The following is a 26,248-nucleotide window of genomic DNA, read 5'->3' on the forward strand; positions in this document are numbered from 1 at the left end:
TACTTGTTTTTAGGGACTTTATCGCAAACTGTGCTTTAGTTTTACAGGTTTTAACGTCAGCATGACCCTATATGTTCGGTGAATATTTTCCTTTTATGAGGAATAGGGAAGTGATACCAAAGGAAGTATTGCCATCTGAATCGGGTAAATTGCTATTTCCTGAAAGGATAAAACATGCTACTTTTGCAGTATAGAAATGAATAAGGAAAATTAAACCGAAACAATATGAAAGTTATAGATTTATCAAAAGAGAGTTTTGTGGAGAGAGTATCTGAATTTCAGCAATATCCCGAAGGCTGGAACTTTAAGGGAGATAAGCCTTGTGTGGTCGATTTCCATGCTCCCTGGTGCGTATATTGCAAAGCGTTGTCGCCTGTCCTCGATCAGTTGGCCGAGGAATATGACGGTAAGATCGACTTCTACAAAGTGGATGTAGACCAGGAACCTGAACTAGAGAGTGCTTTCAAGATACGTATGATTCCCAATCTGTTGTTTGTTCCGGTGAACGGAACGCCTTACATGGAATTGGGAACCATGGGAAAGCCCCAACTGAAAAGTATGCTGGAAGATTTACTTGCCGGGGTCAGAAAGTAGTTAGAAATTTCACAAGTCCCTTTCGGATCGACCCCAATCCGAATTGGTCGGGATCTATTTCGGAGACTGGCATGAAGAAGGCATCGGCTGCATCGTCCATAGCGGAGAGGTGGTCGGTGTTTTCTACTTTACAGAGGTAAAACATGTCGAGTGTATGTACCGGGAAACCGGAATAGATATAAATATTCGGCAGGGTGAACTGATAGACGGCTTCTTTCACTACAAGTCCCGTCTCTTCCATTACTTCCCGGGCAACTCCTTCTTCACCGGTTTCGCCCATATCGATGAATCCACCGGGCAGGTCGAGTGTGCCTTTGGCGGGATCTTTGGCACGACGGCAGACCAGCAACTCGTTCTTCTCATTCACGATGAGGGCTACGGTAGCCGAAGAGGGATTGAAATAATAAACGAATCCGCAGTCGGCACAGCGTTTTGATTTCTCATTATTTATATTGAAGTGTTCCGACCCGCATTCCGGACAATATTTGAATTGTGATAAAGGATGTTCCATGTTCTTTTTATTTGATTGATAGGATTGAATGGGTGCAAAGATAAACAAAATCCGGCAGGTAAGTGTTCTCTGATCTCTCTTTGGTTACGGTGCAAAGGTGTTGTGGCGAAAGACGGCCTGATGGATTTTGTCTATCGGAACATAGAATTATTCGATTGGACTTTTTTTGTTCGTCAGGGTCATCTCCCCTTATCTTTGTACCGTAATCAAAAATAAGTTTAATCATAAAATAATAAATTCAGTATGGAACCAATTCTTAACTCTCAACTTCCTGAATTCAGTGTTCAGGCTTTTCACAACGGAAGTTTCAAGACCGTAACTAACAATGATGTTAAAGGCAAATGGGCTATCTTCTTCTTCTATCCTGCAGACTTTACTTTTGTTTGTCCGACAGAGCTTGTAGACGTAGCCGAAAAGTATGACAAGCTTCAAGCAATGGGCGTAGAAGTATATTCGGTAAGTTGCGATTCGCATTTCGTTCATAAAGCATGGCACGATGCTTCTGAAAGTATCCGTAAGATCAAGTATCCGATGCTGGCAGACCCGACAGGTGCATTGGCACGCGCATTCGGTGTGTATATTGCAGAAGAAGGCATGGCTTATCGCGGTACATTCCTTATCAATCCGGAAGGTCAGATCAAGTTGGCGGAAATGAACGACAACAGCATTGGCCGTGATGCCGATGAACTGGTACGTAAAGTAGAGGCTGCTCAGTTTGTTGCCTCTCATGACGGAGAAGTTTGTCCGGCTAAATGGAAAAAAGGGGAAGCTACTCTGAAACCGAGCATCGACCTGGTAGGAAAGATTTGATACTAATTAGACGAAGGCCGGCAATGTTTTGATTACCGGCCTTTTTAATTTATAAACGGATTCTTTAATTATAATAGGAGGAAAAACGGATGTTAGAACCCGCATTGAAAGAGCAACTGAAAGGTATATTTGCCGGTTTGGACGGAGATTATACTTTTGACATATATGTATCGCCCGAACATGAGGGGCGTAAAGAATTACTCGAATTACTGGGAGATGTGGCAGATTGTTCTTCGCATATTTCCAGCCGGGTGAATGACGGAGAGGCGTTGAAATTTACTATATTGAAGAATGGCGAGAGGACAGGAATAACCTTTCGTGCCGTTCCGAACGGACATGAGTTTACTTCTCTGTTACTGGCTATCCTCAATCTGGATGGAAAAGGGAAGAATTTTCCGGATGAACAAGTGTGCAACCGTGTAAAGGCACTGAAAGGACCGGTACATCTCACTACGTATGTTTCACTCACTTGTACCAATTGCCCCGATGTGGTGCAGGCACTGAATGCTATGACTACCCTGAATCCGGGAATAACCCATGAAATGGTGGATGGTGCCCTTTATCAGAAAGAAGTAGAGTCGCTGAATATACAAGGTGTCCCTTCTGTTTTTGCAGACGGACAATTGTTGCATGTGGGACGTGGAGATTTTGGAGAATTGCTTGCGAAACTGGAAACCCGTTATGGCGTTGAAGAGATGGCCGTAGATACTACGGTGAAGAATTATGATGTAATTATTGCCGGAGGTGGCCCTGCCGGAGTATCGGCTGCGATCTATTCGGCTCGCAAGGGATTGAAAGTTGCCATCGTTGCCGAACGAATCGGTGGACAGGTGAAAGAGACGGTAGGAATAGAAAATCTGATTTCCACTCCTTACACTACCGGTAATGAGTTGGCTGACCACTTGAAAACCCATTTGATGGAATATCCGGTTGACTTGCTTGAGCATCGTAAGATAGATAAAGTGGAAGTTTCGGGAAATGAAAAGTTGGTAACGACCTCCGTAGGTGAAACATTATCCGCCCCTGCTTTAATCATTGCTACCGGGGCAAGTTGGCGTAAACTGAATGTTCCCGGTGAGGCGGAACATATAGGTAGAGGTGTAGCTTTTTGTCCCCACTGCGACGGTCCGTTTTATAAAGATAAACATGTTGCTGTTGTCGGAGGTGGAAATTCCGGAATAGAAGCTGCTATCGACCTGGCAGGTATCTGTTCGAAGGTGACTGTCCTGGAGTTCATGGATGAGTTGAAAGCCGACAGTGTCTTGCAGGAAAAGGTGAAAAGCCTGCCGAACGTGGAAATCTTCGTTAATTCCCAAACAGCCGAAGTGATAGGAGACGGTACTAAACTGACTTCCTTACGTGTGAAGGATCGTGGTACGGGTGACGAGCGTATCCACAATTTGGATGGGGTGTTTGTACAAATCGGTTTGGTTGCCAACAGTGCTGTTTTCCGTGATGTCGTGGAAACGAATCGTGCGGGTGAAATCGTGATTGATACCCATTGCCGTACTAATGTAGCTGGCATTTATGCTGCCGGTGATGTTTCAACCGTTCCTTATAAACAGATTATCATTGCTATGGGTGAAGGTGCGAAAGCTGCTTTGTCTGCTTTTGAAGACCGGGTACGTGGTGTGATTTGATCTCAGAACTTTATTCTTAGGATATCAATACCCAGCACGGTGAGTATGCTTACTCAATGTGCTGGGTATTAATTTTATCATTATTATTTCTTTATCCTGTCACCATTTTCGTTTTCATGTTGTATTTTTGTCTGCAGATTTGTTATTTAGTTGAATGAAACAAATAATGCAACTATGTTAGATTTACAACAATTGACTGCTGACGTATGTCGCTTAGCAACATCTGTCGGGCATTTCCTGAAAGAAGAACGGAAGAATTTCAACCGTGAGAGTGTGGTCAAAAAGCATGAACATGATTACGTATCCTATGTCGATAAGGAAGCTGAACATAAATTAGTGGCGGCTCTCAACGATTTGTTGCCTGAAGCCGGTTTTATTGCTGAAGAAGGTTCGGCTACGTATAATGACGAGCCTTATTGTTGGGTGATAGATCCTTTGGACGGTACTACTAACTATATCCACGATAATGCTCCCTATTGTGTCTGCATCTCTTTACGCAATCGCGAAGAATTGCTGCTTGGAGTTGTCTATGAAGTGTGTCGTGATGAGTGCTTTTATGCTTGGAAAGATGGTAAGGCATGGCTGAACGGTGAACCTTTGCAAGTTTCGACAGTGAATGAACTTACCGATGCTTTTATCATTGTGGAACTTCCTTACAATGACAAAGAGTACAAACAGACTGCGATGCATCTCTTAAATGAGTTTTATGGGAAAGTGGGAGGAATACGAATGAATGGTTCTGCTGCAGCGGCTATCTGCTATGTTGCTGCGGGGCGTTTCGATGCTTGGATGGAAGCTTTTCTCGGCAAATGGGACTATTCTGCCGCTGCCTTGATTCTTCTTGAGGCTGGTGGCGAGGTGACTGACTTTTATGGAGACAGGCACTTCATTGAAGGGCATCATATCATTGCCACGAATGGGCATTTACATGCATTGATGCAACAGAAGGTAAATGAACTTTTACCGGTAGGAATGTAGTTCCGGATTTAAATCTGATAAATCTTATGAAAGAGTGGCTTTACTCATTTCTTTCTCTATTTTTCCCCCGTTGTTGTCTGGTATGTGGGCGGACGCTGGCAAAGGGTGAAGAGTGTTTATGTACCGGATGTAATATAGGCTTGCCCCGTACGGGATATCATTTGCAGAAAGATAATCCGGTTGAAAAGATGTTTTGGGGCAAAATACCGCTGGGACGTGCTACCTCCTTTTTCTTTTATCGCAAAGGGAACGATTGCCAGGCCATTCTTTATGAGCTGAAATATAATGGTCAGAAGGAGATTGGTGAGATTATGGGTCGCTATATGGCTGCCGAATTGCTTCCTTCGGGCTTTTTCGAAGGTATAGATGTCATTATCCCTGTCCCTTTACATAAGAAGAAACAGAAGTTAAGAGGGTATAATCAGAGTGAATGGCTGGCCTGCGGGATCTCTGCCCTTACCGCATTACCCGTTAAGACCGATGCTGTGATTCGTGAGAAGAATACGGAAACACAGACTAAAAAGTCCATGTCGGAACGTTGGGAAAATGTGGATGGTATTTTTCTTCTTAAATCTCCCGAATGGTTCAAGGGCAAACATATACTTATTATCGATGATGTTTTGACTACCGGAGCGACTACTGTGGCATGTGCTTCAGCTTTTAATGCGGTAGAAGGGATGAAGATAAGTATTCTGACTTTGGCGGTAGCCGATTAAAACAGAGAAAGTTTTGCATTTTTTGACTTCACAAAAAAAGGTTCGCCTATCGACGAACCTTTTTTGCTCTTCCTCTTGGACTTGAACCAAGGACCCTCTGATTAACAGTCAGATGCTCTAACCGACTGAGCTAAGGAAGAATATTTGCATCCGGGATTTTTGAACTTTGCTCTTCCTCTTGGACTTGAACCAAGGACCCTCTGATTAACAGTCAGATGCTCTAACCGACTGAGCTAAGGAAGAATGTTTTTTCTCAAATGCGCTGCAAAAGTAATAGGTTATTTTGAAATATGCAATATCTTTGCAAAAAAAATATTTGAAATGGACAAAATAATTGGTTTGGGCAATGCCCTTGTTGATGTACTTGCAACTTTGAAAGATGATTCCTTACTTACGACTATGGGATTGCCTAAAGGGAGTATGCAACTCATTGATGAAGCTAAGTTACAACAGATTAAGGATGAATTCAGCCAGATGAAAACCCATCTTGCAACAGGTGGATCAGCCGGAAATACCATTTTGGGACTCTCTTGTCTCGGTGCAGCGACCGGTTTTATCGGAAAAGTGGGGAATGATACTTATGGAAACTTTTTTCGTGAAAACCTTCAAAAAAACAATATACAGGACAATTTGCTTCTTTCCGATCTTCCTTCGGGAGTAGCATCGACTTTTATTTCTTCGGACGGTGAACGGACGTTTGGTACTTATCTCGGAGCCGCAGCTTCATTGAAAGCCGAAGATCTAACATTGGAAATGTTTAAAGGATATGCTTACTTATATATAGAAGGATATCTGGTACAGGATCACGATATGATTCTCCGCGCCATTAAACTGGCAAAAGAAGCCGGACTTCAGATATGCCTCGATATGGCGAGCTATAACATCGTAGAAGAAGATAAAGAGTTCTTTTCCTTATTGATTAATAAATATGTGGATATCGTATTTGCCAATGAGGAGGAAGCAAAAGCTTTCACGGGTAAGGAACCCGAAGAAGCACTGGAAATTATCGGCAAGCAGTGTAGCATTGCGATCGTAAAAGTGGGATGCAGAGGTTCCTTGATACGTAAAGGTACGGAAGAAGTCAAGGTAGATGCCATCCCGGTAAAGAAAGTGCTGGATACCACCGGTGCGGGTGATTATTTCTCGGCAGGCTTTCTATATGGCTTGACTTGCGGCTATTCTTTGGAGAAATGTGCTAAAATAGGTTCTATTCTTTCGGGAAATGTTATACAAGTTATCGGAACTACTATCCCAAAGGAACGTTGGGATGAAATAAAGTTAAATATTAACGAAATTCTGTCAGAATGAACAGGTAATGAGTTACTTTTACGACTCATTTTAACTAAAAAAGATGTATGAAAAAGTTTCTGAATAGGAGAAATGCTGTCCTTGCAATGGTTGTGCTGATTGCTGCAGCCTTCTTGGGATTTAAAAGTGGTGACGACCGTAATTTCCAGATAGCTAAGAACCTGGAGATATTCAATTCTATTGTAAAAGAGTTGGATATGTTTTACGTGGACACCATCGATCCCAATAAGACGATCCGCGAAGGAATCGACAATATGTTATATTCACTCGATCCCTATACAGTATATTATCCCGAAAATGATCAGGATGAACTGGAGATGATGCTGAAAGGTTCCTATGGGGGAATCGGATCTATCATCAGATATAAACCGGAACTTAAATATACTATGATCGTGGAGCCTTATGAGGGGATGCCGGCTGCTGAAAGCGGTTTAAAGCCGGGTGACCTTCTTTTGGAGATAGACGGAAAAGACCTGAAAGGCAATTCGGACGTAAGCACTTTGTTGCGTGGACAGGTAAATACAAGTTTCAAATTGAAAGTGAAACGTCCCGGTGTAAAAGATCCTTTGGAATTTACAATCGTACGTCGCTCCATTCAGATGCCAACCATTCCCTATTATGCCATGATGGATAATCAGGTTGGTTATATCAATTTGAACAGTTTCTCGGGAAATCCTTCGAAAGATTTCAAAAAGGCTTTTCTCGATTTGAAGAAGCAGGGAATTACTTCATTGGTCATTGACATCCGGGATAATGGGGGCGGATTGCTTGAACAGGCTGTGGAAATTGCAAATTATTTCCTACCGCGTGGCAAAGTGATCGTGACTACAAAAGGAAAGGTAAAGCAAGCCAGCAGTACTTATAAGACCTTACGTGAACCGTTGGATTTGGATATCCCGATAGCTGTTCTGGTGAATAGCGGTACGGCTTCTGCTTCCGAGATTCTCTCGGGTGCTTTGCAGGATTTGGATCGTGCCGTTATTATCGGTAATCGTACTTTTGGTAAAGGCTTGGTACAGGTTCCACGTTCATTGCCTTATGGCGGTAATATGAAGGTTACCACTTCCAAATATTATATCCCTAGCGGACGTTGTGTGCAGGCCATTGATTATAAACACCGGAATGAAGACGGAAGTGTCGGAACCATTCCCGATAGTTTGACTTCTGTGTTCCATACGGCTGCCGGACGTGAAGTCCGTGATGGAGGTGGAGTGACACCGGACATTACAATTAAACAGGAGCGGTTGCCTAATATAGTTTATTATCTTCTTCGTGACGATTTGATATTCGATTATGCTACGGATTACTGCTTGAAACACCCTACTATTGCCTCTGCTGAAGATTTCAAACTGACGGATGCCGATTATGAGGAGTTTAAAAAGAAAGTAAAAGCAGCAGATTTCAAATATGACCAACAGAGCGAGAAGATTCTGAAAACATTGAAAGAAGCTGCTGAATTTGAAGGCTATATGTCAGAAGCATCCGATGAGTTCAAGGCGTTGGAGAAGAAGTTGAATCATAACCTTGATCGTGATCTGGATTATTTCTCGAAAGATATTAAAGAGATTCTTGCTTTAGAGATTGTAAAACGCTACTATTATAAGCGTGGAGCAATTATCGAGCAGTTAAAGGGGGACAAAGGTATGGAAGAAGCGGTAAAAGTACTTACTTCGCCCGAACGTTACAAAGAAATATTGACTGTCCCGGTTGCTGAAAAGAAATAAACTCTGAATTTCATCTTTAACAAGAAGAAACTGAAACAATGTAAATCTACATAACCACAGGTAATCTTTCAATATCATCGAAGGACTATCTGTGGTTTTCTTTTTCGGGTATTCCTTGCCACGGGGAAGGGAATCCGATTCCATTTTCTCTCCGAATCCAAGTCTGACCTCTGCAACAACGTCTCCCGACTGGGAGGGTACTTATCCGGGACTGATGGATCAGTTCCACTTCTGCGATAAAGCTATTAATGCAGAAGACGTTCGCAGGCTTTCTAATGAGAAAGGATAACGGGAGAATAATCTTTTAATTAGTTAGATAAATTGTAAGAACATCCGGATGTTTTATATAATAACATGGGGATGTTGTATGTCGAAACATGGGGATGTTCTTATATAAAACATCCGGATGTTTTTAATTTGGAGATAGTGCTTTATATGAAATACATCTTAACTTTTTTGCTGTTGTATACTTATTATCAGAGTGATAAATTTGAATGTATCTCGGATGAGGAACTGATGACATTGCTGCAGCAGAGGACTTTCCGTTATTTTGGGGAATTGCCCCGACAAGCTGTACAGTTCATGGCTGGTTTATGGTACTCATGAATTGTTGATAAAATCATTGACTACCGATCAGGATTATTGCTTTTGCGTGGAGGCGTTTAATGGAAATGGAGTATCTTTACGCTCGGAAATAAAATATATAGAGTAGCGTTTATATACCTTTTATTTCCATCTCAGTCGTTTATCAATTCCTAGCGGTACGTAAAATGGAAAGTAAAGGAGTAAAATACCAGTTCACAGCGAAAGTTTATCAATATTCGTCATCGGTAGAGATACCCGGCTGGACTATTGTTTCACTTCCGAAGGACATGTCAATAGAGATACGGGACAATTTTAAGAAGTTTGAAGAAGGCTGGGGACGGATGAAGGTAACTGCAAGAATTGGTAATAGTGAATGGAGAACTTCCATTTGGTTTGATACGAAACAAGAAATTTACATGCTTCCTCTCAAGGCTGAGATCCGGAAAAAGGAAAATATAGTCCCTGATAAAATAGTGGATGTAGTTGTTTTTATTTGATTAAATTCTGTGACTGAGGATGTTTAACCCTCATCTTTAATATTAATACTATATGAGAAAATTAGTTAGTTTGTTGCTCCTATTTTATTGCGTAGTCACTATATCTGCGCAGGAAACCTATCAGAAGAAAGTGTTTGTTTCCGTTCAGGGAGATTCGTTGAATTACCGCCTGCTTCGTCCGGAAGTGGAAAAGCCGGGAAAGAAATATCCCCTTGTCCTGTTCCTGCACGGTGCCGGAGAGCGTGGAAAGGATAACGAAAAACAATTGACGCATGGTGGACAGATGTTTCTCAATCCGGTGAACCGGGAAGAACATCCGGCATTTGTCCTGATGCCGCAATGCCCGGAAGATAAATATTGGGGATTCGCTTCCCGTCCTGCATCTTTAGTACCGTCTGAGATGCCGGTAGGACAGGAGATGTGTCCGATCTTCATCACATTGAAAGAGTTGTTGGACACTTATCTTGCTATGCCCGAAGTGGATAAGGACCGGGTTTATATTATCGGCCTTTCAATGGGTGGGATGGGTACGTATGATTTGGCTGTCCGTTTCCCTGAAATCTTTGCTGCTGCTATTCCTATCTGCGGCTCTGTTAATCCTGCGCGTTTAGCTGCTGCGAAAGATGTGAAGTTCCGTATCTTTCACGGAGATGCTGATGATATTGTTACCGTTGAAGGTTCGCGTGAAGCTTATCGTGCTTTAAAGGCAGCAGGTGCGGATGTGGAATATATTGAGTTTCCCGGATGCAATCATGGCAGTTGGACTCCGGCATTCAATTATCCGGGATTTATGGATTGGCTGTTTAGCCAGAAAAAGGAATAGATATTAGGAGGTAAGCGATCGTCTCCGTAAACTCTTTTATGTCAGAAGTAATAGTTACTATTAAAATATAATTTTCAGACGCGGATTACGTGGTTCTTAATTTACTAAAGTCGCCTAATCCGTGTCTGAAATAATCTGATTATTTCTCAGGTTCTTTATAGTCTCCGTTTGCTTTGATCAGTTCAATTAATCTTTCTACCGCTTCCTCTTCCGGAATATTCTTCTCGATGCAGTTCTTCTGTTTGTAGAGGCTTACTTTGCCACGACCTGCGCCCACATAACCATAATCTGCGTCAGCCATCTCTCCGGGGCCATTCACGATACATCCCATAATGCCGATTTTCAATCCTTTCAAGTGTGAAGTAGCTGCTTTGATCCGGGCAATCGTGTTTTGCAGATTAAACAAGGTTCGTCCACAACCGGGGCATGAGATATACTCCGTTTTTGAAGTGCGGATACGTCCCGCTTGTAAAATACCGAAAGCGGTGGCATCAATGATGGCATGGCTCAGGGAACCTTGGTTGAATAGATAGATGCCATCGCACAGTCCGTCAAAAATAAGCGCTCCCATGTCGGCAGCAGATTTTATTTGTAAATCCTCTGCATGGTCTTCCGTATAGTGCTGGAAAAACAGGACAGGATTTTTTAATTCTTCCGTTATTAACTGATGTACCAGCGCGCGATGTTCCCCCGTGCGGTTCGGATGATTGCTTTGGGAAATGATAACTACTTCCGGATGCTTTTTCAGGCAAGCAATCACTTCATCGGTCAGTGCCATATAGGGTAAAAACAGGAATTTCAGTTCTGCCCGGGTGGTTTCCAACAGTGAGAGTTGGAGGTAATTGAATGCCGGCCATGTCCCTTCTTCACCATTCCAGATGTCTGCATCAAGGATGTACTCAACACCGGATTCGCGTATGGCAGGGAGTTCCCGTCCGGCATAGATATAATCTGGCTTGAATTCCGGGCTTACTTCTGTTTTTCCGTCCATGCGGTCGGCAAGTACCACGGGAAGGTTGTCTCCACCGATATTGCGTACGGCTTTTGTCTTTCTTCGGGAAGGAGATAAATAGTTGAATTCAGGTGCTTGCATTCCCGGAATAAAAGGATGGTCTTTCCGGGTGACGATGTAATCGACCAATTTGCGTGCGACTGGGATCTCAGCTTCCGGCTCTTCACTCAGTGAAACGCGAATCGTATCTCCCAATCCATCGGCAAGCAAAGCACCGATGCCGAGTGCGGACTTGATGCGCCCGTCTTCTCCGTCTCCCGCTTCAGTTACTCCCAAATGAAGGGGGAACGACATGCCTTCTTTTTCCATGACAGCAACCAGCAGGCGGACGGTCCGTACCATGATTACCGTATTGGACGCTTTTATGGATATTACGACATCTTTGAAATTCTCTGCAACACAGATGCGCAGGAACTCCATGCACGATTCGACCATGCCTTCCGGAGTATCGCCATAACGGGACATAATGCGGTCGGAGAGTGAGCCGTGGTTGACTCCGATACGGATAGCGGTATTGTTTTCTTTGCAAATGTTCAGGAATGGAATGAAGCGGTCACGTATTTTCTGCAACTCTTTTGCATATTCTTCGTCCGTATATTCCAGTTGCTTGAAGGTGCGCCCGGGATCTACATAATTTCCCGGATTAATGCGCACCTTTTCTGCATAAAGTGCGGCAATATCTGCCACTTTAGGATTGAAATGGACATCTGCTACCAACGGTACCATGTATTCCTGGCTGCGCAAACCGATATTGATATTCATCAGGTTCTCCGCTTCCTTGATACCTTGAGTTGTCAGGCGCACATATTCACCTCCTGCATCCACAATGCGTTTAGCTTGTTCTACGCTAGCCTCTGTGTCTTGTGTCGATGTATTAGTCATCGACTGTATGCGGATAGGATTGGAACCACCCAACGGAACGGCTCCAATATTTACTTCTGATGTTTCTCTCCGGGAATAATTAAATAGATCCATAAAAAAGTTAAGAGCTAAAAGTTAAAAACTAAGAGATAAATATCTTTCTAAATATTTCATTCTCCTTTACTTCTCAATCAGTTTGTTTTATATTCAAATTTTACCTCTTTCAAATCCTCATTAGCTTTTACTATCTTCTTTTTCAATCCTTCTTTGTAGGCCGCGAAAGATTCAGCAAGAGCAGCATCGCTAAGTGCAAGGATTTGTACCGCGAGAATCGCTGCATTCATGGCTCCGTTAATGGCTACGGTAGCTACGGGGATTCCGGGAGGCATCTGGATGATGGAATAGAGAGCGTCTACTCCGTCGAGTACAGATCCTTTGATGGGTACACCGATGACCGGCAGGGTCGTATTGGCGGCAATAACACCGGGCAATGCAGCAGCCATTCCGGCAGCGGCAATGATCACCTTAATGCCTCGTGAACGAGCATTCTTTGCAAACTCTTCCACAGCTTCGGGGGTACGGTGTGCTGAAAGAGCATTGATTTCGAACGGTACATGCAAATCATTGAGCAGTTGCGCTGCCTTCTCCATAACCGGAAGGTCTGAGGTGCTACCCATGATGATACTAACAATTGGAGTCATTCTTTTTAAGATTTTATAGTTTGATATTTACAAGTTGGCTGCGCAATTACATTGTTTAATTGTATTTGCGCAGCCAATCAGATATTAACGATCAATTACTTTTTATTAGCCATTAATCACTTCTTTATATGCTTCGGCATCCAGCAAATTATCGATATCTTCCATACGAGTCGGTTTCATTTTTATCAACCAACCTTTTCCATACGGATCTTTATTTACCAAATCCGGGTTTTCTTCCAACTCATCGTTCTGTTCCATGATAACACCGGCTACCGGGAGGAAAAGATCCGAAATAGTTTTAACTACTTCAATAGTTCCGAAGGTTTCATTGGCTTCCAAAGTCTCTCCTACAGTTGGGATATCAACGAAAACGATATCACCCAATTGTTCCTGAGCATAATCGGTAATACCTACATAGGCAATGTCGCCATCAATGCGAATCCATTCATGTTCGCTTGTGTACTTCAAATTTTGCGGGAAATTCATAATAATTAGTTTTTAACGTTTGAATTTATTTCTCCTGTGACGCAAAGATAGATAAAATAATGTTCTATGTCGATAATTACACTGATTTTGTTGCTGAATTCGGCTCAATTATGCATAAAAATTGTATTTTTGCAAATAATTAAATTTATTGATAATATGATTCATCTTATTTTTGTAACCAATATTTATTAATTTAATATATGATGAAAAATCTAATTTTAATTTCTTGGGTTATTGTTCTACTATTGTGTCCGGCCCTAGTGAAAGCGGTTCCGGCTTATCCGTACCCTGTTAAGGTGACTCAACCGGATGGAAGCTCTGTTGTAATTCGTATGCATGGAGATGAATTTATGAATCGTATGTCTACCGAAGACGGCTATACGGTTGTGCTTAACGAGGATGGCTATTATGTGTATGCCGATCTGAAAAACGGTTCACTTGTACCTACTTCTTATGTTGCAAAGGATGCGGCTTATCGCTCTGTAGATGAGCAAAGTTATTTGTCTAAAGTTGGTAAAAATATTGTGGCTGCCGATAATGCAAAGGCAACGGCTTTGCGTGTTGCTGCCAATGCCGGTTATGGTGAAGATGGCTTGATGACAAGGGCAAACGCTTCCGGTCTTGATAATTACCGTGGATTGGTGATTTTGGTAGAATATAATGATCGTGGGTTTACACGTGATGACCTTAACACTTTGTTCACTGATATGATGAATAAAAGAAATTATACAGGATACGATGACAATGGTAAGCATATAGAATATACAGGAAGTGTCCGAGATTATTTCTACGAAAATTCGGAAGGTAAATTCGATCCAGAATTTGATGTGGTAGGTCCGGTTAAAATTGATTATAGTCAGACATATGTAAATCAGACGAGCAATGCGACCACTATTATGAAGGCTGCATGTAGAGCAGCAGATCCTCTAGTGGATTTTAGCAAATATGATTCAGATGGTGATGGAAAAGTGGATATGGTTTATTTCATATTTGCTGGTGCAGGCTCTAATGTTGGTGGTAATAATTCTAAATATCTTTGGCCGCATGCATTTTCCTTCTCACAGTTTAAATTGGATGGCATCTATTTAGGAAGGTATGCTTGTTCTACAGAACTCTATGGATTGGAAAAAGAAAAGATGTTAGATGGCATCGGTACTATTTGCCATGAGTTCAGTCATGTATTGGGACTTCCCGATTTATATGATACTGACTATGACAGTAGCGGTGGTGAGACTAATCATCCGGGAATTTGGTCTATTATGTCTGGTGGTAGTTATTCTAATTATGGACGTACTCCGACTGGTTATACTATTTATGAAAAATATGCATCCGGTTGGGTGATGCCTAAATTGATAGATGGAGAAGGAAACCATAGCTTAAAGCCGCAGAACTCTGCCCATGAAGGTTATCGGATTAATTCCGCTGTAAATAAAGAGTTCTTCTTAATTGAAAATCGTCAACTTGAAGGTTGGGATAGATTTTTACCGGGACATGGAATGCTTGTCTATCGTGTCGATTCGACAAGTACTTATGCTTGGGTCAATAATGCGGTAAATATTAATCCTTCGCATCAGTATTTTGAACTTGTGCGTGCTACTCCCGGTGGAACCGATTCGCCAACGGATCCGTATCCAGGAAAAAATAAAATTACTTATCTGACTGGAAGTGGGGCGTTGGCTTCATGGAAGGGTAGCGAAACTCCCATTAGTATCTTTGATATAAAAGAAAGTGAAGGTCTGATCAGTTTTAAAACTGGTGACTTTGCTGAACAGGTGTACTTAGAAGATTTTGAGGGTATGGATGTCACTGATCAAAATGCAACTGATATTGAAGGGGTATTCAGTAATTGGAATCTCAAACAGGCATTTATACAGGAACCTGGTAGTGCGTTAGCTCATGGTAATCGCTCGATAGGGATGCTACAGAAAGCTCAATTAACGTCGACTACTCCAGTAGATATAGAGGTGAAGACGGCTTCTTTTATGTTTTGGAATCCTACTAAAGTAACTGCTCAAGTTCGCTTGCAGTATTCAACTGGAGGAGGAAAGATTTGGACTACTGCTAAGACTGAATCAGGAGAAACTCTGGCAACAGTCGCTCCGGGTAAATCTGCTTTGTTGAAATACAATATTAATTTAGATGTACCTTCTCTTTATCAAGTAGTTTTGTACAAAGGTAGTACTACTGAAAAATGTTATCTGGACGATTTTACATTGACTTATGTATCCAAAATAAATACAGGTATATCACAGGAATTTGCAGAAGATATGTCTTGGAAAGTATATTGTAATGATGGGAAGATTATAATTGAAACTGGTGAAGATATTTCTTCAGATGTTTGGATTTATTCTGCCAGTGGTGTATTAGTTGAGAATGCAAAACTGCAAAGTGGGAGAGCTGAAATTTCGTTACAGGAGAAAGGATTGTATATTATTAATTGTAATGGAAAGATAGCTAAGGTTATCTATTAGAATACACTATTATTATTTGTTCTTTGTATTACTTGTAATACTTAGTGTAAAGAATGTAATGCCAAATGATGAAGAAGTAAGCATCATTTGGCATTTTTGTTCATTTAATACGATTTATTATAGTGGGTGAATAGATGTTACTAACATATTTTGACTGTTAGAAGTATCTAATCGATGGCATAAGATATATTGTGAGATAGAATCAAGAAGATATCCAGCCTGAAATTTGGAAAGGTTGGTGGTAACGTTTATGAGTCTAATTTTTATTTGCAGAATAAAGTGATATCGCTATTCTGAGACTCTCAATTTTAATAAGATTGTTGCAGTATTGTAAGAATATATTATTGGGAAGTAACTCCTACAGATAAAGGAGATTGTTTAGAACAGTTCAACGGTAGCACAAAGCATACTATTTCTCAGTAAATATAGATAATCAGATAAGGATTAAATTTATATTGTAATTAGCGTTATATGAATACCTAGGAAGAGAGGAAGCTGAGAAATTATGAAAATGGAGTTCCTTAATGCATATATGTTGTATTATGTGGGATGTATTGTAGCTCATCTGTTGGAATATAGATGGAAAATAATGACATGTATGAGATTTTCAAAACCTTTCAATAATTGTTGAATTTCTTGGTTTATTATAAAAAAAGAGAGCGATTGCACTTCAAAAGTGCATCGCTCTCTTCTTAAATAAAATTCAAGATCAGCTGTTGTAAAGGCTTATTTTACAACTTTGATAGTTTGGTTGTTATTGAATTTAAGTAAATAGATTCCTTTACTCAAATTTGCAGCAGGGATTGTAAACTGACCACTAGCAGGTAATTCATAAGTTGCTATAGTTTGGCCTGCAATGTTCACAATATTTACGTTGTTTATTCCTTCCATATATGACAGGATAAACGAATCCTCGTTTGTTGATACTTTAATATTGTTATTAGTAACAGCATCATTGATACCTGTGTACTTTCCTTGATAAATTGTAATGGTATTATCTGATTTGACACCTCCGAATCCAGTTATATGTCCTGTCCAATTACGATCTTGACCTTCTGACGGTTCACAAGTAAATGTTAAAGCGTAATATCCATCTTCTTCACGATAAGAATTATCTAGTTCCCAAGATATCCAGCTTGGTAACTCAGGTTCAAAACCGAAATCATATTCTTCAATCCAGTTTTGGCTTGTAGTTACAGCTGCATATTCAATTTCACCTCCTTCATAGGTTGCTGTTGCTATACCTCCTTCGTCTGGAGCTTTTAAAACATTTATACGGTCATCTACCTGAATGCCGTTAAAATAGCCTGTAATCATGACAGCAACATTGAAAGAACCGTAGCTATAGAACATTCCCTCTTCGCTTGGAATGGTCATATGTGAGTTAAGAACTTCTCCTTCTGGGAATTGTGTTGCTATTAAACCCATGTCAACTCCTTTTTGATTGAATCCGCTGAGTACTAGGGAAAATGGTTTATCTAAAGTAAGTGGTTCTTCAATCATAGACTCTGTAGCCGGATCATATACTTTGTTACTAAAGACAAGTGCGTAGGTGGTAAGATCACTGAAAAGACCTCCGTCTAAAACATCTTTCTCCTCTGCTGTCATTTCATACAAAACATTATCTGTAGGAAGGTAAACTCCTTTATCATTGGCTTTTGCTTCCACGATTTTCAATGTCATTTTGGCTCCTGATGATAGAGGAGTATTTGATTTAGAATAAACATGGTACAGAATATTAGATACGCATAATGATGCAGCAGGTTGAGGCGATGATACAACAATAGACTCTATTATCTCTCCTGTTTCATTTATTTCAGTGTCAGAGCCAAATATATAACCTTTAGTGTCTGACCAAATAGGAGTCATACCACCCTTTGCGGTTGTACATAAGGTAGTCTCTGCATTTCCGAAAGTCTTTACTGCACTTCCTGTTGTGTTGGACTCTCCTAAAGTAAATGAGTGGTTCCCTGAATTACTTTTCAGTGTGGGAAGATAAAAAGCAGCGTCTGTTTTGGCTGCAGGATTTATATAATAATATTCTAAATTTCCCTCACTTGTTACGTTTTGGCTGACATCATTGCCGTTGATTGACCATTTGGTTTTGAGTGGCTCATCAGATGTGTTTTTGAATGTCAATATCTGCCAAGCCGGTACATGAAGGAGGTCAGCCTTATAACCTGCTCCTTCTATGTTTATTCCCAACCAATATGTTCCATCAGGATTAAGGTAGGATACTCCATTTGCTCTTGTTGAGGCTTCCTGTTTTGATGTTGCTATAGGAGTGGTAGCCTTTACTTTAAGTACACTCACTTTCTCTGTAGATGGTGTAGTAACTTGTACATCTGCCTGAGACAAAGACTGTGCTGATGCCACAGTAGCTATTGCCATCAAAGCTGTAGAAAATAAAAAATTCTTATTCATGATTTCCTTTTTTTATGTGAAACAATTATTAATTATTTATTTTAAAGTAGCTATAACCCAAAGCTCCGGATCATTTTTGTCCACTAATTTGATGGTTTCTAGATTCATGTTTGATTTATCTGCCGCTAGCTCAAACTCACGTGACATTGTTGTTTTTACAAAAGGTTCAACATTAAATTTCAAAAGATTATTTCCAGTCGCATCTGCATCTTTATATGTGATATTCAGTTCATCATTGTTCCCTTTTGTTGTGTAATAATAATTCCCTGATAATGCACCTCCCTTATTGGTTCTGACTGTTAATTTTAAACTTAAGTCTGTGCCATTGGGGATAAACGCGAAACTCGTCACAGAATACTTTATTTCCTTAAATGATTCAACTATTGGCTGAAAAACTGCAGAGAATTTGCTTGACATTTCTGAACTTGCATTAAAAGTTAATGATTTGGGCTTTTCAGACAAGGTCAGTTGTTGCCATATAAATTGAAATTTGGCAACGCCTCTTATACTTGCTTCTTGATCATCTGTGCAGGTGAATATATCATTATTCTCATCGTATACGAAATTCTGAACAGAATGATCATTTTCTGTAATTGGTTTGATTAAACGAAATCCGTTGGATGTAAAAGCTACTGATCTTTCCTCAGCATCTGTGATGATATCTCCGCCTTCCGGGATATATTTAGCCATTCCACTATTGATCTCATGTATCTCATAATTTTTGTCTCCTAGTGCAAGTAACACAGGGTTTATACTCTCTCCAAATACTTTTTCTTTTAGTGCTTCTTGTTTGGCAAAATAATCTTCCCAATTTTGGTCTTCACTCAAACGTGTGAGAGGAATATACATACCGCGTTTTTTCCCTTTCAACATTACTGCGTCTTTATTTGTAGTTGGGCTCACCATAATGAACTCATAGTCACCTTCATACCCTAATCCCTGTTCATCATCTTTGGAAGTCGAAGGAATGTCTTCTGGGCTGGAAAAACGATGTAATAAAGAATTGGAAGTATTAAATGTTAAAACCGGTCCATTGTCAGAAATCATTTCCCATAAAGAACCCTCTTCTTCAGTATACTTGTTAGAAGTAAGATCGTCTTTGGCCGCAAATTTAACGGAGCCGTCAGAATTGAATTTAACTAACATAGTATAACCTTTGTATTTTTCAGTAGCAAAATATTCCATAACCCATCCATTGCTTGCGCTGGTAAGCAATGCTGTATAGTCTTTTTTGGCAGCTTCAAGCCGAAGAGCCGATGTCTGGTCGAAAAGATCCTCCTCTTCATTTTTACATGAATTAAACGAAGTAAGGAATAGGGCAGACAAAGCAAAAAATAACGCAAATCTTTTCATATTCAGTCTTTTGATTATCATAATTATTTTAGTTTTGCAACTCTTTAAATTTATCTACCTGATACAATAATGAATCCATTAAAGTTTCAGAGCTTCCGATATGTAGAGGTTCGACAAGGCGGTTGACAAACTTACCATCTCGCAAAACGAATTCTCCTTTTTCATCAGTAAGATATTGACGAGTTTGTACTTCTTTGCGCAATTGGTCTAAGTCAAGTCCGAAAGAAGTTTTCATCCAGTTGCGAGCCATATCTAACTTTTGAAGGATTAATGCTTTTCCATCTACACCGTCTTCATCGATATATTGCAATTTACCATTTTCATCTTTGATAGGATCTCCATTTTCATCCCGAACGATTGTCTTGCGGTATACTTCATATTGTGCATATGCATCACTGCCCGCTTGTTTTACATCGTTTTTGAAAGTTCTGGTTTCAAGTTCCGGATCGAATTTGTCAACATCAACCATTACCACCTCCCAGCCGTAAGTGGCTGTATTCAACATACCGTTCCAAGTTATGCTGTCTTTCACGATGTAGTTGGCTATTACTTCCACCCAGTCTTCTGTGGCTTGTGAACTACCATAAGGAGTAACGAAGCCTAATGAAAGAACAAGTGAGTCATTTCTATCCTGCCATGCAAAAGAGTCGTATTGACCAGATGACAACGTATTGAATTCAGTAGGTGTGACTTTAGTCTGTTGCAAAATATGAGAGAATTCATGATGCATCGTTTTAAAGAATAATTCATTTAAACTATCAATGTTGTTGACGTCAATAGAATTACCCCGGTAGAAAGTAATTTTTTTACCTCCACTGGCTTCACCCAAAGTCATAGTTCCACTACTCGGATTATATGCCGGTGAACCGATGATGTGCAGGATGCGCGGAGCATACATTTTCAAGAATTCCGGTGTTTGTAGCTTTGCATAAATATCAAACCAAAGATATTTTGCCAATACAGCTACCTCTTTACTTTTTTGGTAAGTACAAGGTATAAGATTGTAGTCCATATCGGCACTGATATCCTCCATCCGATAAATATACCGGAGATTATAGGGCTGACGGTAGTTCGCTTCTACGAAACTGTCTAACGGGAATGAATATTGAGTACGGTCCAATGGTCTTACTGTCGCGTCAAAAATGGTTGGTCCTAATTCATCATCGGAACAAGCTGTAAAAAGGCTGCTTCCAATAAGAATGGAAAGGAATATAAAAATAATAGACTTTTTCATTATCGTATTTTTTATTTAATTACTTTTTACTTCTGATTTGGATACTTTACTAGCAGCAGGCGCTGTTGCAGCAGGTACTTTTGCGTAAGATGATTCAACACCGGCAGCTTGAACTTCTTGAGGTATTTCAATAGCGCGACGGGGATCATTCCATGTTAATGTTTCCACTGTTGCACTTTTGCCAATGATGTGAGAATACTCCAATCCTAAACGTTTTACATCGAAAAAGCGGGTTCCATCCCCAATGGTTTCAATGCGACGGAAGTCCATCATGCAATCAAAATAGGGCTTGGCTTCTTCACTGATAACGAATTCAGGATCCATTAATGAAGTGTTATAATCTAATACTACCAAAGGATTCTTTTCTTTCGTGTAATATGTTTTGATCAGTTCTGAAGATAATTCTCCATCTCTATTGAAATATTTTTCAACTCCCGGAGTTGGAAGGATCTGATGATTTTTGTCGTATGCTCTTAGATCTGCTACGGCACCTTCAAAATCAGGATTCTTTTTCAATATTTTGGCTTCGGCACGACAGAGTAATGTTTCTGCACTTGTAAATTCGCGGCGTACGATATGTGGATAACCAATACCAGCTACTTTGTCTGTATATTCAAACATTTCTACACCTTTTCCACTAAGCAATCCCCAGTCTTGCTTACCATTGATAAACAGACCTGAATTACTTAACCAAGGAGCCGGAGCTAAGCTACATGTGGGAGAGAATGAATATAATGTGGCTTTAGCTATGTCACCATTACAGGCATAACGAACGCTACTGGCCATTCCACGCCATGCAGTAGAGTAAGTAGAAACTAGCAATAGATTATTAGGAGATTCTGGATTTAGCCAAGCGTTGGCAAAGTCACTACCAGTAGTACATTTTGCAAACGGTTCCCAGTCAGGAAGACATGCCAAAGCTGATTCTTCTGTTTCGCCCAATACGATGTTGGCATGTTTAATGACATTATCATATTCGCGAATATACAGGTAGAAACGTGCGGCAAAAGCATGTGCTGCTTTTTCGTTGAAGTGGAATTTTCTAGCTTGGCCATCTGCATAAATGTCATCTGTGACTAATTTCAATCCTTTTTCCAAATCTTCCCGTATCTTAGCATATACATCGGCTACATTGCCACGGTCATAGTGTACTAACACTTCTGTTTCAGGTTTAGTCACGTAAGGAATACCGATATCATTTTTGCTTAAAGTCGGGTTCCGGTAAGCTTGAGAGAAAATGTTAACAAGCAGGAAATGGTTGTAAGCACGAATCAATAATGCTTCGCCTTCCGCACCGTTCAATGCGGCATCAACTTTGCCTTCATTACGTAGTTTATCTATGGCTTCCAGAGCGTGATTAGCTGTTGCGATGGCATTATAGCAACCTTCCCATACAGCGGAGGGGCTATCGGTACTAGTAGATGATCTAACAGGTTCGAATGCGAACAATTCATCGTACATACGATTATAGGAAGTCAAATTGTAATATACGGTTTTTTTACCGTCACCTAACGCGTCTACGTGAGGGGAATTGTTGTCCATCACATTATCACTACTTGTTTCGCAAATAGGACCGTAATTACCAGTAAAGTAACCGGTAGTCAATAGTTGCACGATTTGTTTTGAGTTTACTAACTCTATACGGTTATCTGTCTCTTTTTCAAGAAAGTCTTCGCAAGATGCCAAGGATAATGACAATCCGGCGATTGCCGTCATATAAATATATCTTAATTTCATAGTTTAATAATTTGTTTATGGATTTTAAATACCAAATCTAACTGTAAATGTAAACTGTTTAGGCATTGGAGTTGCTACACCACCTGAATTAACGAATTCCGGATCCTGTCCATTCAACTTCTTGTCAGCATAGATCAAGAATAAGTTGGTTCCTTGTATTTTCAAGGAAGCTGTAGAAAGTCCGATCTTCTTTAAGAAAGTGGTTGGCAAATCATACGTTAGAGAGATCTCTTTCATACGGATAAAACCACCATCGGCAATACGTGCCGTAGAATAATTGTAAGCGTTGTATGCGTAAGAAAGATACTGGTCATTTTTGTATTGACGTCTACTTGCAATTGTCGGGATGTCAGTAATGTTTTCATCTCCCGGAATTGTCCATCTGTTTTTGAATTCTTTCGGCATAGAATTCATATCTGAATAGGCTGCTGAGAATGCATTATCAAGACGAATCTTGTTTCCAAATGAATAAGTGATAAATACATTCAAGCGGAAATTCTTATAGCTGAACAAGTTTCCGAATCCACCGGTGATGGTAGGATCTGTCGGACCTTCATATTTCAAGAAGTCCAGTTTCTCATATTCTTGGAAGTAAATATCAGATGTGGTCGTTTCACCTTTTTCATTGATGAATTGTGGCAGACCTTCATCGTTCAATCCTACAAACGGGATAGAGAATAATGCGCGTACCGGATAACCTTGTTTTGCATAGCCGCTACCAGAACAGAGCTGGAGTACGTTGGAACGTGAATCCAGTTCTGTAATCTTATTCTTGGCATAAGAGAAAGTAAGGTCAGTACTCCAATTGAAGTCTTTAGTACGAATGTTTTTTGTAGACAACGTGAATTCTACACCGTGTGATTTCATACTTGCCATATTAGCGTATTTGGCGATGAATCCACCTGCTCCTTCAGTATATATCAAACCAATCAAATCGTAGTTGTTACGTTTATAAGCATCGACTGCAACGTTGATACGATTATCAATAAAGCCTGCCTCAACACCAAAATTCCATTCGTGTTTCTTTTCATAAGTCAGTTCCTTGTTGGCGATATTATCCAAAGTGATCGCTGTTTCATAAGCTGAAACAGTCGGACGCCACGGTGTTGTAGAATAATAAATCGGTAATGCATTTGAGATTGAAGATGGTCCACGGTCACCTGTTAGTGAATAAGAACCTTTAAGCATTAAGTGAGAAAGAGCATTCTGATCCCATTTCTTAAACCATTCTTCTTCATGTAAATTCCACGCTGCAGCGATGTTATATGTCGGCAACCAACGTGCGCTACGTGTTTTCCCCAACTTGTTAGTACCTTCGTAACGACCTGTCAGGTTCAATGTATAGCGACCTTTATAAGAATAAGTACCAGATGCAAAATAAGCAACGCTACGGGTGTATCCCCATTGATTAGAATAATAAACCGAATTTTCTTCTTTTTGGTTTTTGAATAAATTAGGATCTGGTGCTGCGATTCCACCATTGTCGTATACGAATCCCCAACCTTCAAATGCTACGGAATTACGGTCAGTAGAGTTTATTTCCGTTCCACCAAATACATTAAGAATGTGGGTGTCTTCGTTCCATACTTTATTGTATTGGAAAGTACCGCGGAAGTCAATCTGACGAACTGTATAATCATTACGGAAATACATACCACCTTCAGGAAGAACAGATACCGGTAATGAGTTAGGTTTGTCAGGATCTTGATACAAGTATGGATTGCTATACATGATACTGGGGTCGTTGACTCCTGCACGGTATGCTTCTGCCTGATTAGAATGATCTTTGATGAAGTGTTCGTTAGTTGATTTCTGATATCTCAAAGCTCCTAATGCATTGAACTCTAATCCTTGGATAGGCTTCCAATTCAATTCGCCTTGGAATTTGAGGTCGGTTACTCCTAGTTCGATATAATTATTTTCCAACTCATCAAAAATATTGAACGATGCATAGTTACGTGTATATACATCATTAGCATCCAAAGTACGTGAAGTATTCAATGCATAGCTGAACGGGTTGATGTCGAAACTACGTTTTACTTCACCACTAACAACGTCTGTTTCCTGGCTCAACGTACCCGGTGCTAACTGCTTTCTATAAGATCCGCTGGTCAACATACTTGCCGTTAACCATTTGGATAGTTTAAAAGACCCGTTCATGTTTGCCGTGTAACGTTCTACGGAACTGGATTTGGTCCATCCCGGATCATACATGGCAGACAATGATGCATACATCTTCGCTTTGTCTGTACCGTTAGAGATGCTGACAGAGTGGTTTTGTACTAGATTTGTCTTGAAAAGTAAATCAAACCAGTCCGTGTTTCTGAATTCGGCTTGTTGCAGATAGCCTTCTTTAGCAGCTTCTGTATTGGGGAGACCGAATTGACCGGTGGTTTTGTCATACATTGAGATTAATTGGTACATTTTACCATAAATACCGGAGGAAGTACTGTTAACTAAATTCTCAAACTCGAGCCAGCCTTTAGATGCCATTTCCTTATATATACCCATTTGTTCCTGTGAATTGGAAATGTTATAGTTGCGGTAATGGGGTTTTAGACGTGTGGTAAATTCACCCGTATAATTGATGGTACTACGTCCTGTTTGGCCTTTTTTGGTAGTAACAACAACTACACCTGCCATAGCGCGCGCACCGTAAATAGAGGTAGCGGAACCATCTTTCAGAACCTGAAAACTTTCGATGTCGTCAGCATTCAAACCAGCGATGGCAGAAGAGATAAGTGTAACCGCATCGCCCGAAGAAAGGTCATCTGCAGAAACGTCAACAGACTCTTCCATAATAACTCCGTCCACAACCCATAAAGGTTTGGAGCTACCATAGATAGAGGTCGCACCGCGTACACGAATTTTTGGTGCTGTACCGAATGTTCCGGAAACGTTCTGTACGGATACTCCGGCTGCACGTCCTTCCAAGGCACGGCTGACATCGGCGATACCGTCTAACTTCGCATCTTCCGCACTGATTTTCGTTGTCGCTCCTGTGAATAATCGTTTATCCATCTTTTGCATACCGGTAACTACAACTTCATCCAGTTGCTGGGCATCAGGTTCAAGCGTGATTTTCATACTTCCTGATGGCGTAGCTTCTTGCGTTTTCATTCCGATGTACGAAATCACAATTTTCTTAGTACTTTTAGGAATACTCAATGAGTATTTTCCGTCCAAGTCAGTTACTGTACCAATTCCGGTATTTCCCTTTACTGTAACGGATGCTCCGATGATTGGCTCTCCGTCCTCTGCCGAGATAACTACTCCTTGTATTTTCATCTGCTGTGCCATTAGAGCAAGCGGTGATAACAAGACGAGCAAGATGATAAATAATCCTTTTCTCATAATTATTTTTAGATAACTTGTTGTATAGTAGACTTATTATTATATAATGTATTTGATATACTACCGTTTATCATTTATGGGACTTGGCAAAGATATAAATGTTTTTAAAATAAGATGAAAATAAGTTAGTTAATATGCATCTGTTTTAGATAATTTTGCATAGATGTAACCAAATAAAGCTTTCGGTTTTGGTTTGTTAACATTATTATGTAATCTAAGAGGCAGTATCAATAAATGAACTATTGAAAAATGAAACTTGTAATTTATTGAAACTGTTTATAAGCTATCAATATGAAACTATATTAACATGTGTTTGTGTTAAAACGCTATTGATTTTACATTCTATGATAGCAATAGAATATTTAAAAAAAAGATGTGCATTGCTACTACTTATCATTTTATAAATTTTTTCTCACTATGTTAATTATG

At 40.2% G+C, this 26,248-nt stretch carries 20 protein-coding genes, 2 tRNA genes and 1 pseudogene; 12 read left to right on the forward strand and 11 right to left on the reverse strand.

From position 1 onward, the window contains the following. Positions 1 to 225: 225 nt before the first annotated feature. A complete protein-coding gene (locus tag H8744_RS06955; protein ID WP_262434155.1) occupies positions 226 to 594 on the forward strand; it encodes a thioredoxin family protein in 369 nt (122 codons plus the stop codon). Here the strand turns inward: H8744_RS06955 and H8744_RS06960 are convergent. Further along, positions 584 to 1,105 carry an NUDIX hydrolase gene (locus H8744_RS06960; protein WP_262434156.1) on the reverse strand — a complete coding sequence of 174 codons (522 nt, stop codon included), beginning with the start codon at positions 1,103 to 1,105 and terminating at the stop codon, positions 584 to 586. The genes H8744_RS06955 and H8744_RS06960 overlap by 11 nt on opposite strands. A gap of 243 nt (positions 1,106 to 1,348) precedes the next feature. Between H8744_RS06960 and ahpC the strand changes: the two genes are divergently transcribed. From ahpC to H8744_RS06980, 4 genes are all read left to right on the forward strand, one after another. After that, on the forward strand, positions 1,349 to 1,915 hold the full coding sequence (ahpC, locus tag H8744_RS06965) for an alkyl hydroperoxide reductase subunit C (RefSeq protein WP_262434157.1): 567 nt from the start codon (positions 1,349 to 1,351) through the stop codon (positions 1,913 to 1,915). An 89-nt stretch (positions 1,916 to 2,004) separates the two neighbouring features. Then, the gene (gene ahpF, locus H8744_RS06970) at positions 2,005 to 3,555 is read left to right on the forward strand and encodes an alkyl hydroperoxide reductase subunit F (protein WP_262434158.1); all 1,551 of its coding nucleotides are present in this window, start codon (positions 2,005 to 2,007) and stop codon (positions 3,553 to 3,555) included. A gap of 174 nt (positions 3,556 to 3,729) precedes the next feature. Then, entirely contained in the window at positions 3,730 to 4,533 is an 804-nt protein-coding gene (locus H8744_RS06975; RefSeq protein ID WP_262434159.1) for an inositol monophosphatase family protein, read from the forward strand. Between the two features lie 26 nt (positions 4,534 to 4,559). Beyond that, positions 4,560 to 5,249, forward strand: a complete 690-nt coding sequence (locus H8744_RS06980; protein WP_262434160.1) for a ComF family protein — start codon at positions 4,560 to 4,562, stop codon at positions 5,247 to 5,249. Positions 5,250 to 5,315: 66 nt separating this feature from the next. Here H8744_RS06980 and H8744_RS06985 read toward each other — a convergent pair. Both H8744_RS06985 and H8744_RS06990 read right to left on the reverse strand, forming a co-directional pair. Next, positions 5,316 to 5,389: transfer RNA gene (locus tag H8744_RS06985), tRNA-Asn, on the reverse strand. 29 nt (positions 5,390 to 5,418) lie between these two features. After that, positions 5,419 to 5,492, reverse strand: a tRNA-Asn gene (locus H8744_RS06990). 78 nt (positions 5,493 to 5,570) lie between these two features. On the opposite strand from H8744_RS06990, the gene H8744_RS06995 reads away from it, so the two are divergent. From H8744_RS06995 to H8744_RS07015, 6 genes and pseudogenes are all read left to right on the forward strand, one after another. Further along, positions 5,571 to 6,557, forward strand: a complete 987-nt coding sequence (locus H8744_RS06995; protein ID WP_262434161.1) for an adenosine kinase — start codon at positions 5,571 to 5,573, stop codon at positions 6,555 to 6,557. 47 nt (positions 6,558 to 6,604) lie between these two features. Then, on the forward strand, positions 6,605 to 8,281 hold the full coding sequence (locus tag H8744_RS07000; RefSeq protein WP_262434162.1) for a S41 family peptidase: 1,677 nt from the start codon (positions 6,605 to 6,607) through the stop codon (positions 8,279 to 8,281). 91 nt (positions 8,282 to 8,372) lie between these two features. Then, positions 8,373 to 8,570, forward strand: a complete 198-nt coding sequence (locus H8744_RS07005) for a hypothetical protein (RefSeq protein WP_262434163.1) — start codon at positions 8,373 to 8,375, stop codon at positions 8,568 to 8,570. A gap of 264 nt (positions 8,571 to 8,834) precedes the next feature. Beyond that, positions 8,835 to 8,993: pseudogene (locus H8744_RS18850) on the forward strand (fibronectin type III domain-containing protein); the annotation flags it as partial. 58 nt (positions 8,994 to 9,051) lie between these two features. Then, positions 9,052 to 9,363 carry a DUF1905 domain-containing protein gene (locus H8744_RS07010; protein ID WP_262434164.1) on the forward strand — a complete coding sequence of 104 codons (312 nt, stop codon included), beginning with the start codon at positions 9,052 to 9,054 and terminating at the stop codon, positions 9,361 to 9,363. Positions 9,364 to 9,415: 52 nt separating this feature from the next. Beyond that, the gene (locus tag H8744_RS07015; RefSeq protein ID WP_262434165.1) at positions 9,416 to 10,186 is read left to right on the forward strand and encodes a carboxylesterase family protein; all 771 of its coding nucleotides are present in this window, start codon (positions 9,416 to 9,418) and stop codon (positions 10,184 to 10,186) included. Positions 10,187 to 10,325: 139 nt separating this feature from the next. On the opposite strand, the gene H8744_RS07020 is transcribed toward H8744_RS07015, so the two are convergent. From H8744_RS07020 to gcvH, 3 genes are all read right to left on the reverse strand, one after another. Next, positions 10,326 to 12,173: a 4-hydroxy-3-methylbut-2-en-1-yl diphosphate synthase gene (locus H8744_RS07020; RefSeq protein WP_262434166.1), complete on the reverse strand. Its 1,848-nt coding sequence runs from the start codon at positions 12,171 to 12,173 to the stop codon at positions 10,326 to 10,328. A gap of 77 nt (positions 12,174 to 12,250) precedes the next feature. Beyond that, on the reverse strand, positions 12,251 to 12,760 hold the full coding sequence (purE, locus tag H8744_RS07025) for a 5-(carboxyamino)imidazole ribonucleotide mutase (RefSeq protein ID WP_262434167.1): 510 nt from the start codon (positions 12,758 to 12,760) through the stop codon (positions 12,251 to 12,253). Positions 12,761 to 12,865: 105 nt separating this feature from the next. After that, positions 12,866 to 13,246: a glycine cleavage system protein GcvH gene (gcvH, locus tag H8744_RS07030; RefSeq protein WP_262434168.1), complete on the reverse strand. Its 381-nt coding sequence runs from the start codon at positions 13,244 to 13,246 to the stop codon at positions 12,866 to 12,868. A gap of 200 nt (positions 13,247 to 13,446) precedes the next feature. Between gcvH and H8744_RS07035 the strand changes: the two genes are divergently transcribed. Continuing rightward, positions 13,447 to 15,717 (forward strand): M6 family metalloprotease domain-containing protein, encoded by a 2,271-nt coding sequence (locus H8744_RS07035; RefSeq protein WP_262434169.1) that lies wholly within the window; start codon positions 13,447 to 13,449, stop codon positions 15,715 to 15,717. A gap of 726 nt (positions 15,718 to 16,443) precedes the next feature. Here H8744_RS07035 and H8744_RS07040 read toward each other — a convergent pair. Genes H8744_RS07040 through H8744_RS07060 form a run of 5 tightly spaced genes read right to left on the reverse strand, consistent with a single transcriptional unit; the run spans position 16,444 to position 25,819 of the window. Beyond that, complete coding sequence (locus H8744_RS07040) at positions 16,444 to 18,141, reverse strand: T9SS type A sorting domain-containing protein (protein WP_262434170.1); 1,698 nt, start codon at positions 18,139 to 18,141, stop codon at positions 16,444 to 16,446. 36 nt (positions 18,142 to 18,177) lie between these two features. Then, a complete protein-coding gene (locus tag H8744_RS07045; protein WP_262434171.1) occupies positions 18,178 to 19,494 on the reverse strand; it encodes a DUF4302 domain-containing protein in 1,317 nt (438 codons plus the stop codon). A gap of 28 nt (positions 19,495 to 19,522) precedes the next feature. Further along, a complete protein-coding gene (locus tag H8744_RS07050; protein WP_262434172.1) occupies positions 19,523 to 20,728 on the reverse strand; it encodes a substrate import-associated zinc metallohydrolase lipoprotein in 1,206 nt (401 codons plus the stop codon). Positions 20,729 to 20,743: 15 nt separating this feature from the next. After that, positions 20,744 to 22,465, reverse strand: coding sequence for a RagB/SusD family nutrient uptake outer membrane protein (locus H8744_RS07055; RefSeq protein ID WP_262434173.1), 1,722 nt, complete (start codon positions 22,463 to 22,465; stop codon positions 20,744 to 20,746). 24 nt (positions 22,466 to 22,489) lie between these two features. Continuing rightward, a complete protein-coding gene (locus H8744_RS07060) occupies positions 22,490 to 25,819 on the reverse strand; it encodes a SusC/RagA family TonB-linked outer membrane protein (protein ID WP_262434174.1) in 3,330 nt (1,109 codons plus the stop codon). Positions 25,820 to 26,248 lie beyond the last annotated feature (429 nt).

Source organism: Jilunia laotingensis (genome assembly GCF_014385165.1).
In the GTDB taxonomy this organism is placed as follows: Bacteria; Bacteroidota; Bacteroidia; order Bacteroidales; family Bacteroidaceae; genus Bacteroides; species Bacteroides laotingensis.